The organism is Thermus sp. (assembly GCF_037444525.1).
Taxonomy (GTDB): Bacteria; Deinococcota; Deinococci; order Deinococcales; family Thermaceae; genus Thermus.
This window is the reverse complement of the sequence record NZ_JBBIMD010000072.1, coordinates 1-10,379: the sequence shown is the minus strand read 5'-3', so window position 1 is coordinate 10,379 and position 10,379 is coordinate 1. Positions and strand designations below refer to the sequence as shown.

9 protein-coding genes and 2 CRISPR repeat arrays are annotated in these 10,379 nt (G+C 64.0%); all 9 genes read left to right on the top strand.

Translation table 11 applies throughout. From position 1 onward, the window contains the following. Positions 1 to 62 precede the first annotated feature (62 nt). A CRISPR array of direct repeats spans positions 63 to 335; the repeat unit is 30 nt; unit sequence CGGTCCATCCCCACGTGCGTGGGGACTACG. Positions 336 to 490: 155 nt separating this feature from the next. From WKI94_RS10505 to cas2e, 9 genes are read left to right on the top strand one after another with little or no spacing between them, the layout of a single operon-like run. Next, the gene (locus WKI94_RS10505; protein ID WP_337845687.1) at positions 491 to 1,462 is read left to right on the top strand and encodes a WYL domain-containing protein; all 972 of its coding nucleotides are present in this window, start codon (positions 491 to 493) and stop codon (positions 1,460 to 1,462) included. A 14-nt stretch (positions 1,463 to 1,476) separates the two neighbouring features. Continuing rightward, the gene (locus tag WKI94_RS10500) at positions 1,477 to 4,233 is read left to right on the top strand and encodes a CRISPR-associated endonuclease Cas3'' (RefSeq protein WP_337845686.1); all 2,757 of its coding nucleotides are present in this window, start codon (positions 1,477 to 1,479) and stop codon (positions 4,231 to 4,233) included. Between the two features lie 33 nt (positions 4,234 to 4,266). Next, positions 4,267 to 5,772: a type I-E CRISPR-associated protein Cse1/CasA gene (gene casA, locus WKI94_RS10495; protein WP_337845685.1), complete on the top strand. Its 1,506-nt coding sequence runs from the start codon at positions 4,267 to 4,269 to the stop codon at positions 5,770 to 5,772. After that, positions 5,769 to 6,263 carry a type I-E CRISPR-associated protein Cse2/CasB gene (gene casB / locus WKI94_RS10490; protein WP_337845684.1) on the top strand — a complete coding sequence of 165 codons (495 nt, stop codon included), beginning with the start codon at positions 5,769 to 5,771 and terminating at the stop codon, positions 6,261 to 6,263. Before casA ends, casB begins: the two co-directional genes overlap by 4 nt. Then, the gene (gene cas7e, locus WKI94_RS10485; protein ID WP_337845683.1) at positions 6,260 to 7,384 is read left to right on the top strand and encodes a type I-E CRISPR-associated protein Cas7/Cse4/CasC; all 1,125 of its coding nucleotides are present in this window, start codon (positions 6,260 to 6,262) and stop codon (positions 7,382 to 7,384) included. Before casB ends, cas7e begins: the two co-directional genes overlap by 4 nt. A gap of 1 nt (position 7,385) precedes the next feature. Next, entirely contained in the window at positions 7,386 to 8,072 is a 687-nt protein-coding gene (gene cas5e, locus WKI94_RS10480; protein WP_337845682.1) for a type I-E CRISPR-associated protein Cas5/CasD, read from the top strand. Next, on the top strand, positions 8,047 to 8,664 hold the full coding sequence (gene cas6e / locus WKI94_RS10475) for a type I-E CRISPR-associated protein Cas6/Cse3/CasE (protein WP_337845681.1): 618 nt from the start codon (positions 8,047 to 8,049) through the stop codon (positions 8,662 to 8,664). Before cas5e ends, cas6e begins: the two co-directional genes overlap by 26 nt. A gap of 3 nt (positions 8,665 to 8,667) precedes the next feature. Beyond that, positions 8,668 to 9,639 (top strand): type I-E CRISPR-associated endonuclease Cas1e, encoded by a 972-nt coding sequence (gene cas1e, locus WKI94_RS10470; RefSeq protein ID WP_337845680.1) that lies wholly within the window; start codon positions 8,668 to 8,670, stop codon positions 9,637 to 9,639. Continuing rightward, positions 9,599 to 9,955 carry a type I-E CRISPR-associated endoribonuclease Cas2e gene (cas2e, locus tag WKI94_RS10465; protein ID WP_337845679.1) on the top strand — a complete coding sequence of 119 codons (357 nt, stop codon included), beginning with the start codon at positions 9,599 to 9,601 and terminating at the stop codon, positions 9,953 to 9,955. Before cas1e ends, cas2e begins: the two co-directional genes overlap by 41 nt. Positions 9,956 to 10,012: 57 nt before the next feature. Further along, positions 10,013 to 10,346: a CRISPR direct-repeat array (repeat unit 28 nt; unit sequence GTAGTCCCCACACGCGTGGGGATGGACC). Between the last annotated feature and the right edge of the window lie 33 nt (positions 10,347 to 10,379).

Genomic DNA, 10,379 nt, shown 5'->3' with positions numbered 1-10,379 from the left:
TCCTCTCCCGTTGGTACCCCCATTCATACACATACCCTTACACATAATTCCTTACACGACCCCGGTCCATCCCCACGTGCGTGGGGACTACGGCTCCCTCTTGGGCTGGCGCTTGGCCCTGTCCGGTCCATCCCCACGTGCGTGGGGACTACGGTCCACCACCATGAGGGCCACCAGCGTCCACGGTCCATCCCCACGTGCGTGGGGACTACGCAAAGGCCACCACAGCCTGGGCGGTCTCGCACGGTCCATCCCCACGTGCGTGGGGACTACGGAAACGATGAGATAGCGGTCCGTCTGGGGCGCGGTCCATCCCCACGTGCGTGGGGACTACACTTGACCAGGACGGCAAAAACTGCCCTTGAACTCCCCTTATGTGTCTTTTTGGGATTCAAGGCAACTTTCAAGGTCCGCATGGCCCCTTGTTGGCACGGTCTAAGGAAGGGACCATTACCCTAAGCTTACCACACTTTGAGGCTATCTTGAAGGTATGGAGTGGAAAAGCAGAACCGCCCGGCTCATGGACATGGTGGAGCGCTTAAAGCTCAAGCCCCATAGGGTCAAGGAGCTGGCGGAGCGTTATGGGGTCACAGAGCGAACAGTGGAGCGGGACCTACAAACCCTTCAGGAGCAGGGCTACCCCGTGGAGAGGGTGGGCCGGGGCCAATATGCCCTCCGGGACGTCCCCCCCTCCCTCCATCCCGTGGAAGCCCTAGCCCTCTTTGCCGCAGGCCGGCTTCTTTACCACCAGGCTCCCACAAAACAGTACGGCAGCGCCCTGGAAAAGCTAGCCCGCATGCTCCCCGACCCCTTGCGGAGCCTTCTTTTACAAAGCACAAGGGGCCTCGAGGCCAAGGCGGGGGAGTCCCGCACCTTGGAGATGGTGGCACGGGCACTTTTGGAAAGGCGAGCTCTGGCCTTTGAATACCGTTCGGGGGGATCCAAAAACTGGCGGCCCAAGGAGCTCGAGGTGTATTTCTTGGAGGTCAACCGCACCAACCTGGGCCTGTACGCCATCGGCTATGAGAGGACCTATCACAAGGGGATCCTTACGTTCAAGCTCTCCCGCATGCGCAATACCCGCCTCCTGGAGGACACCTACTCGTTTCCCAAAGACTTTGACCCCAACGCCTATCTGCGCCAGGCCTGGGGGGTGGTGGGGGCGCGAGCAGGCACGGTGGAGGTGCGCCTTCGCTTCACCCCCGAGGCGGCGTGGCGCGTGCTGGAAGGGGACTACCCTGGCCTGAAGGTGGAAGGGGAGCTTCCCGACGGGAGGCTTTCGGCCAGCCTCCAGGCGGTGCCCTTCAAGGGGGGCGTACCTTGGGAGGTTCTGGCCTGGCTCCAAAGCTTTGGCCCGAGGGTGGAGGTGCTCTCTCCTCCAGAGCTCCGGTCGCTTTGGTTGGAGGAGGCCAGGAAGGTTCTGGAGCTTTATGGAACCCGACAGGAAATGTCGGCGGTCTAGGCTAACCTCAAAACATGAGCGGGATCCACCTAGAAGCGGCCGCCCTAGCGCTTTGGGCCAAAAGCGGGGAGCCTTACCATCCCCTCCTCGCCCACATGCTGGACACAGCAGCAGTGGCCTCGGAAATCCTCCGCCGAGAACCCCCGAGGACCCTGCGGTTGTATGCCGAGGACTGGGGCCTTTCTGAGGCGGAAACCCTGGCCTGGTCCTCTTTCCTGGTGGGCCTCCACGACCTGGGCAAGGCCAGCCCCATTTTCCAGATGGCCTGGGAGGAAGGGGCCCAACGGGTAAGGGAGTCGGGGCTGGATTGGGACGAAGAGCTAAAGGCGCACTGGGTGGCCCACGGGGTCTTCACCGACCTGTTCCTCCAAAGCCTCCTAGAGAAAAGAGGCCTTTCCAGGAGGGTGGCTGGGGATCTGGCCATGGCCTTGGGGGCCCACCACGGCTTCCCTGCCACCCCAGGGGAGAGGAAGAAGGGAAAGCAGCATCTTGCCCTCGAGGCCGGCCCCTGGTGGGAGGTGCGCACCTGGCTTATGGACCAACTGGCCCGCACCCTGGGGGCGGTCTACCCCAAGGTGGAAACCGCCCGCCCGGAAGCCATCCTGCGGATTATGGCTCTGGCCTCCTTCGCGGACTGGGTGGCCTCCGACCCAGCCCTTTTCCCCTACGGACGGGCCCCCTCGGATCCCCACTACTGGCAGGAGGCGCAGGAACTCGCCAAAAAGGGGCTAGATAAGCTTGGCTGGCGTCCTCATAGGCCCTTTGAGAATAAGGGCTTCCAGGAGCTCTTCCCTCACATCCCCAAGCCTAACCCCTTGCAGGAGGCGGTTCCGGCCCTCCTTAAGGAGGTGGAGAAACCGGTGCTCCTCCTGGTGGAGGCCCCCATGGGCATGGGCAAGACCGAAGGCGCCCTTTACGCCTACCACCTCCTCCAGCGGGCCCTGGGCCACCGGGGCCTCTACGTGGCCCTCCCCACTCAGGCCACGGGCAACGGGCTTTTCCCTAGGGTTAGGGCCTTCCTGGAAAAGGCCTCGGCGGGCAGGGTGGAGCTTCAGCTCCAACACGGCGCAGCCCTCCTGAACCCTGAGTACGGGGCCTTGCTGGAAGGGATCCACCCGGAAGGGGTGGGCGAGGGAGAAGAGGAGGGGGTGGTGGCTTCCACTTGGTTTTCCGCCCGCAGGCGGGCCATGCTCTCCCCCCACGGGGTGGGCACCCTGGACCAGGCCCTTTTGGGGGTCCTTAGGGTGAAGCACCACTTCATCCGGCTCTGGGGTCTCATGAACCGGGTGGTGGTCCTAGATGAGGTTCACGCCTACGATGTCTACACTTCCAGCCTGCTGGAGGCCTTCCTCCGCTGGCTCAAGGCCTTGGGCTCCAGCGCCATCGTCATGACCGCCACCCTGCCCCCCTCCCGTAGGAGGGCCCTCCTCTCCGCCTGGGGGGCGGAGGAAGTGGAAGACCTGGGCTCTTATCCCCGAGTGGTTCTCCTAGGAGCCTCGAGGGGGCCAAGGGTGGAGGCCCTCCCCCCTGCCCGAGGGGTGGAGGTGGAGCTGGAACGAGTTCCCGTGGAGGAAGAAGCCCTGGCGGCCCGGCTTTGCACCTCTTTGCCAGGGGTGTTGGGGGCGGTGGTGAACACCGTGGACCGGGCCCAAAGGCTTTACCAGGCTCTAGGCCAGGGCAAGCCCCTCACCTTAGGGAACTTGGCGGACCACTTAGGCCTCACAGGGGATGGCGCTTGGCAGGAGGTGCTAAAGGCCAGACCCCAAAAGGACCCGTGGGTGGTGGGGAAGGAGCTTCAAGACAGCACCCTGGTCCTCCTCCTCCACGCCCGCTTCCCCGCGGAGGAACGGACCCTAAGGGAAGCGGTGGCCTTGAGCCTTTTCGGCAAAGGGGGGCCTCGGCCCGAGCGAGCCATCCTGGTGGCCACCCAGGTGGCGGAACAGAGCCTGGACCTAGACTTTGACCTTCTCTACACCGACTTGGCCCCAATGGACCTCATTTTCCAAAGGGCAGGGAGGTTACACCGTCACGAGCGAAGGCGCCCGGAGGCCCACACCCGTCCCCGCCTCCTCTTGGGGGTACCCGAGGGGCTTCACTTTGGGGAACCCCTCCACTGGAACCGGGTGTATGAAGACTTCGTCCTTCTCGCCACCTGGAACGTTTTGGAAAGCCGCACCGCCTTGCGCATCCCCGAGGATCTCGAGGCCCTCTTGGAAGCCGTGTACGAGGCGAAGCCCCATGAGTTCCCCGAACCCCTTAGGGAACGGGCCGAGGAGGGTTTCCGCCTCCTAGAAGCTCGCCAGAGTAAGGAGGAGGAAACCGCCCGCAACCTCTCCCTTTCCCAGCTGGAAAAGCTTTTGTCCCCAGTAGACAGCGCATCGCTCGTGGCAGAGCTCGGTCTCGAAGACGACGAGGAAAACCCCAAGACCCAGCGCCTCCTCACCCGCCTGGGCGATCCCAGCGTGGCGGTGGTGCCCCTCTTCCGAGTGGGGGAAGGGCTTTTCCTGGACCGGGAAGGGCGGTGCCCTGCGCGCCTGAAGGGCGAGGTTTCCCGCGAAGAAGCCGAGGCCCTTTTCCGGCGAGCGGTGCGCCTTTCCCGCTTTCCTATCCCCCAGGACCTGTCTCAGGAAGACCTGCCTTCCGCCTGGAAGAAGGTGGGCCTCTTGCGGGGTCTTCGGCCCTTAGAAGTAGGGCGGGTCTTCGGGGAGGGTAAGGCCGCCTTCCGGGTGGAACTGGACCCGGAGCTGGGGGTGGTCTACCAGCGGAGTTAAACCCGACAGGACCTGTCGGGTTGGGGTGATAGCATGGGGGTAATGGAGGCGAGCGCCGTGGCCAAGTTCAACCTTCTGGAAGAACCCTGGATCCCCGTCCTCCGAGGGGGGCAGGTGGAGGAGGTGGGCCTCAAGCAAGCCCTTCTAGAGGCGCCGGAGATCGCCCGCATTGAAACCCCCTCCCCCCTGGAGGAAGCCGCCCTGTACCGCCTTCTCCTGGCCATCCTCCACCGGGCCCTTGGGGGGCCTTCCCGGGTGGAGGAGACAGTGGAGTGGTGGGAAGCAGGCCGTTTCCCTGAGGAGCCCTTAGGCCAGTATCTGAACACCTACCGGGAGCGCTTTTATCTCTTCCACGACAAAGCCCCCTTCTTCCAGGTGGCCGACCTACCCGCGGAAGACCCCCTTCCATGGAGCAAGCTCCTACCTGAGCTGGCCAGCGGCAACAACCCCACCCTCTTTGACCACACCACGGAGGACAACCTTCCCAAGGCCAGCTACACCCGAGCAGCCCGGGCGCTCCTGGTGCACCAAACTTTCACCCCGGGGGGGCTTCTCAAGCGCCATGGCGTCACATCGGCTAAGGGAGCACCCTTGGCGGGGGCTGCGGCCTTCCTGCCCACCGGAGAAAGCCTCTTTGAGACCCTCCTTTTCAACCTGGTCCCTTACCAGAAGGAGGGGGACGCGCCCCTTTGGGAGCTTCCCCCTTTGCGCTTAAAAGACCTCGAGGGCTACAAGACCAAGTGGCCCCTTTCCGGGACCACGCGGGTCTACACTTGGCCCAGCCGGGGGGTGCGGCTTCTGGACGAGGGGGATGGGGTGCGCTTCATGGCCTATGGTCCCGGGGTGGAACCCATGGAATCGGCCTTCCGCGATCCCATGGTGGCCTACCGCCAGGATGCCAAGGGCAACCTCCTCCCCTTGCGCTTAAGTATGGAGAAGGCCTTCTGGCGGGATTTCGGGGCCATGCTCCCCCAAGCGGGGGGGGCCGCACCTGCCACCGTGGAGACCGCCGACAGCCTCTTGCTCCAGCTAGATGGGCATGGTTCTTCCCCACGCCTCCGCGTCCTGGGCCAGGTGGCGGACCAAGCCAAGATCCTGGATATCCGCCGGGAGGTCTACCCCCTGCCCCCGGGGATCTTCTCCCAAAAGGCCAAGCCCGAAAAGGCCGAACTGAACTTAGGCCAAGCCTTGGAAAGGGCGGAGGAGGTAGGGCAGGGTCTAAAGCGGCTTGCCCTCCTCCTGGCCGGGGAGGTTTTGGGAGGTGGTGATCGCGGGGAGCTTTCCACTTTTGCTGCCTCCTTACCCTTGGAGCGCCTTTACTGGCACGCCCTGGACGGCAGCTTCCCCGCCTTCCTGGAACGCCTGGGCCAGGAGGGGGATAGGGCCTGGTGGGAGGAGGCCTTAAAGCGGGCCGCCCTGGAGGCCTGGGCAGCCACACGCATCTCCTTGGGCACCGCGGCCCGGCACCTGAAGGCCCTGGCCAAGGGCGAAGCCGGGTTGCTTGCCCTGCTAACCCCAAAGGAGGAGGTGAAGCGGTGAAGGAAGAGGCTAAGCGTTTCCTTGCGCGGCTGGAGGAGCTGAAGGGGCGGAAGGCCTGGGCGCCAGCCCGGGCTGCCCTGAGGCGAAGCCTAGCCTTTGAGCCCGGGACCTATCCCCCAGCCATCGGTGTGGTGGAGCCCCTCTTGCCCAAGGAGGAGGGCTGGACCCGGGAAGCCCACTACCTGGTGGCGGCCCTTTACGCCCTAAAGGACGGGGCCCACCAGGAGGGGCGCACCCTGGCCCAGGCCCTAAGGGAAAGGGCCAGGGACTCCGCCAGCGTGGAGCGGCGGTTTCTGACCCTTTTGGATGCGGACCGGGACCAAATTGCCTTCCGACTGCGCCAAAACGTGGCCTTGGTGGAAGGCAGTCTGGACTTTGCACGGCTTTTAGAGGACCTGCTGGCCTGGTTTAGCCCGGACCGGCAGGTGCAGGCCCGTTGGGCTAGGGAGTTTTATCGCATCGGGGAAAAGGAAGAGGAGGTGAAGGCATGAAGCTCTTTGAGGTGCACATCCTGCAGACGGTGGCCCCCAATAACCTGAACCGGGACGACACGGGAAGCCCCAAGGATGCCCTCTTTGGTGGGGTGCGCCGGGCCCGGATCTCCAGCCAGGCGCAGAAGCGGGCGGTGCGGGTGGCGTTTAAGGAGCAGGCGCTTTTGAGCCCAGCGGAGCAGGCCATCCGCACCAAGCGGATGTTGGAGGAGCTGGTCCGGCGCCTCGAGAAACAAGGCCACCCCCAAGAAAAGGGCATATCGGCGGTGGAAAACGCCCTTAACGCCGTGGGCTTCGGGGTGAAGGAAGGCCAGACAGAGTACCTCCTTTTCCTTGGGGAAACGGAACTAGACCGCTTGGCGGAGGCCATCGGCACCCACCTCGAGGCCCTGGCCTCGGGCAAGGCCAAGGGGAAAAAGCAGAGCGAGGTCAGCAAGGAGGTAAAGGAGGACCTGCAAAGGGTTTTGGACGGCGGCAAGGCCGTGGACCTGGCCCTGTTTGGCCGCATGCTGGCCGACCGGCCAGAACTTGGGGTGGACGCCGCGGCCCAGGTGGCCCACGCCCTTTCCACCCACAAGGTGGACCGGGAGTTTGACTTCTACACCGCGGTGGACGACCTAAACCCTAAGAAGGACACCGGGGCCGGGATGATGGGGGACGTGGAGTTCTACTCCGCGACCCTCTACCGCTACGCGGTGGTGGACCTGGACAAGCTCCTGAAGAACCTTCAGGGGGACAAGGAGCTCGCCCGGAAAGGGGTTTTGGCCTTCCTGGAGGCCTTCACCCTTACCCTGCCCTCGGGCAAGCAAAACAGCTTTGCCGCCCACAACCCGCCCCTCTTCGTAGCCTTCCGGGCCGGGGAAGGTCTGCCCCGAAACCTGTCCACCGCCTTTGAAAGGCCCATCCGCCTCTGGGAGGACCGGGCCCTTTCGGAGCTTTCCGTGGAGGCCCTTCTTAGGGAATGGAGCAAGTTTGACCGGGTGTATGGTCCCCTAAACCCCGAGTGGAAAGCCGGTGTGAACCTCACCGAGGCAAAGGTGGATGGGTTCCCGGTGGCGGGCTCCTTCGGTGCGCTGAAAGAGGAAGCGGAAAAGGCCCTGGAGGAGCTTTTGGGAGGCTAGGATGCCTACCCTTCTCCTACAGCTCCGGGGTCCCATGCAGTCTTGGGGCGTGCGGAGCCGGTTTGACTACCGGGACACCTGGCCCTACCCCACCAAAAGCGGGGTGGTGGGCCTCCTGGCCGCAGCTTTGGGCCGGGACCGGAAGGAGGACATTTCCGACCTGGCCACCCTCCGGCTTGGGGTGCGGGTGGACCGGAAGGGCGTGCTGAAGGTGGACTACCAGACGGCCCAAGGGATTTTAGCGGCCGACCTCCGGGGCATGCGGAACGTTCAAAGCTGGCGTTACTACCTTTCCGACGCGGCCTTCCTGGTGGGGGTAGAGGGGGAAGAGGGCCCCCTTCTGGAACTCCACAGGGCCCTGAAAAACCCCCGTTTCCCCCTTTACCTGGGGCGGAAGGGATATGTCCCGAGCCCCCCTCCTTACCTCCCCGATGGCCTCCGCCCCGAAGGCCTAGAGGAGGCCCTGAAGGCCTACCCCTGCCTGGTATCCAAGAAGCCAGTGGATGGGTTTTTGCTGGCCCTCGAGGGTCCAGCAGGCCGCCTGGTATACGACCAGCCCGTGGGACCCTTTTCCGAACGCCGCTTTGCCGCCCGGTATGTGGAGGAGCGGCTTCTCCCCCAAGAAGAGGTACCAGAGGGTCCCCCCACCTGGGAGGTGGCGGATGTGGATCAGCAAGCTGGTGCTTAACCCCCGTTCCCGGGCCGCCCGGCGGGACCTGGACAACCCCTATCAGATGCACCGCACCCTTTCCAGGGCAGTCTCCGAAGCACTTGAGGAGAGGCGGGAAAGGCTCCTTTGGCGTCAGGAGCCTTCCTGGGCTACGGACCTCCCCGTGGTTCTGGTCCAAACCCTTACTGAGCCAGATTGGAGCGTTTTGGAGGAGGACTACGCCCAGGTCTTCCCCCCCAAGCCTTTTGAACCGGTTTTCCACCCTGGGCAGGCCTTTCGTTTCCGTCTGAAGGCCAACCCCAGCAAACGGCTTAAGGGCACGGGTAAGCGGGTGGCCCTGAAAACCTGGCGGGAGAAGGTGGCCTGGCTGGAAAGGCGCCTAGAGGAGGGGGGTTTCCGCTTGCTTGAGGGGGAGGAAGGCCCCCTGGTACGCATCCTCCAAGACACCTTTTGGAAGGTGCGGCGGAAGGGGGAAAGGGTCCAAATCCAGGTGGTGCTTTTTGAAGGGGCCCTCGAGGTCCAGGACCCGGAAAGGGCCAAGGCCACCCTGGCCCGGGGGATCGGCCCAGGTAAAGCCTTGGGCCTGGGCCTCCTATCCCTAGCGCGCTAGGCCATGCCCCCAGTGCCCCCCACCCGCAACCTGAAGGAGCTCCCCAAGTTCCGTGACGGGCTTTCTTATCTCTATGTGGAGCACGCCTTCATAGAGCAGGAGGCCCAAGGCATCGGCATCTACGACCGCGAGGGGCTCACCCTGGTGCCCGTGGCTGCCTTGGGTGTGCTCTTCTTGGGGCCAGGCACCCGCATCACTCACGCGGCGGTGCGCGCCCTGGCGGAAAACGGGTGCACGGTGTGCTGGGTGGGGGAAGGGCTGGCCCGGTTCTACGCCCAAGGCCTCGGGGATACGCGAAGCGCCCTTCGCCTACAGCGCCAGGCCCAAGCCTGGGCTAACCCTAGGTTGCACCTGGAGGTAGTGTACCGCCTCTACGCCAAGCGCTTTTCCGATCCTCTCCCCCAGGACCTTAGCCTGGAACAGGTGCGGGGCCTCGAGGGGGTGCGGGTGCGGAGCGCCTACGCCCGCTGGAGCCAGGAAACCGGCGTGCCCTGGCATGGCCGGAGCTACGACCGCCGCAACTGGGCAGCTTCCGACCCGGTAAACCGGGCCCTTTCCGCGGGGGCCGCCTACCTTTACGGCCTGGCCCATGCGGCCATCGTCAGCGCAGGGTTCAGCCCTTCTTTGGGCTTTATCCACACGGGCAAGCTCCTTTCCTTCGTGTACGACCTCGCTGACCTCTACAAGACGGAATACCTGATTCCAGCTGCCTTTCTTGCCGTAGCCGAATCCGATCTAGAAGTAGAACGGCGGGTCCGAAGAACCCTACGGGAACGGATAGAGGCCAGCAGGCTCTTAGAACGTATGGTGGACGACCTTTTGGATCTCTTTTCTGGTCTTGGCCTTCCCGAAGGCGAAGACCTTCTGGAAGAAGACCCTACCCGCCCCGGCAGCCTCTGGGACCCTGAAGGGGAGGTGGAGGGGGGTGTGTCCTATGGTGGTGATGATCCTGGAGAAGGTGCCGAAGAGCCTTAGGGGGGAGCTTACCCGCTGGCTTCTGGAACTGGATACAGGAGTCTTCATAGGCCGGGCAAGCGCCACCGTGCGGGACCTCCTCTGGGCCAAGGTGGTAGAGAAAGCGGGTGAAGGTCGGTGCGCCATGGCTTGGCGCACGAACAACGAGCAGGGGTTTTCCCTTCGGCTTCACGGCTATTCGGACCGGGTCCTGCGGGATTTTGATGGTATAGTGTTGGTGGCGGCGCGCAACGCGGAGGCGGTCCGCAAAGCGGAAAAGCTCAAGCGGACCCAGCCAAAGCTGCGCGAGTACCTTGAAAATCAAAACCCGGAATAGTTCTTTCCTAGACACATAGACGGGGGTAATCCGGGGTTTTTGCTGTCCTGGTCAAGTGTAGTCCCCACACGCGTGGGGATGGACCGGAGCCAGACATAAGCGGCCCGGGCCAGGCGGACGTAGTCCCCACACGCGTGGGGATGGACCGGAGCCTCCATCGATAGGGGAAAACGGTAGAAAGTAGTCCCCACACGCGTGGGGATGGACCTGCACTCATCCCGGTTTTAGCCCGCGTTCTATCGTAGTCCCCACACGCGTGGGGATGGACCGCTATAACCGGGTAACCTACGTCCTGGTCCCCAGTAGTCCCCACACGCGTGGGGATGGACCTGCACCGGACTGGCTAGCCTACGCGTTCTATGCGTAGTCCCCACACGCGTGGGGATGGACCGCCGACCTGCCCATGGAGAACGTCGGGACTATC

Bases quoted from the DNA above. Each gene is read 5' to 3' on its own strand.
- cas2e (WP_337845679.1), top strand. From the start codon at position 9,599: ATGGTGGTGATGATCCTGGAGAAGGTGCCGAAGAGCCTTAGGGGGGAG.
- casA (WP_337845685.1), top strand. From the start codon at position 4,267: ATGGGGGTAATGGAGGCGAGCGCCGTGGCCAAGTTCAACCTTCTGGAA.
- WKI94_RS10505 (WP_337845687.1), top strand. From the start codon at position 491: ATGGAGTGGAAAAGCAGAACCGCCCGGCTCATGGACATGGTGGAGCGC.
- cas1e (WP_337845680.1), top strand. From the start codon at position 8,668: ATGCCCCCAGTGCCCCCCACCCGCAACCTGAAGGAGCTCCCCAAGTTC.
- cas5e (WP_337845682.1), top strand. From the start codon at position 7,386: ATGCCTACCCTTCTCCTACAGCTCCGGGGTCCCATGCAGTCTTGGGGC.
- WKI94_RS10500 (WP_337845686.1), top strand. From the start codon at position 1,477: ATGAGCGGGATCCACCTAGAAGCGGCCGCCCTAGCGCTTTGGGCCAAA.
- cas6e (WP_337845681.1), top strand. From the start codon at position 8,047: ATGTGGATCAGCAAGCTGGTGCTTAACCCCCGTTCCCGGGCCGCCCGG.
- cas7e (WP_337845683.1), top strand. From the start codon at position 6,260: ATGAAGCTCTTTGAGGTGCACATCCTGCAGACGGTGGCCCCCAATAAC.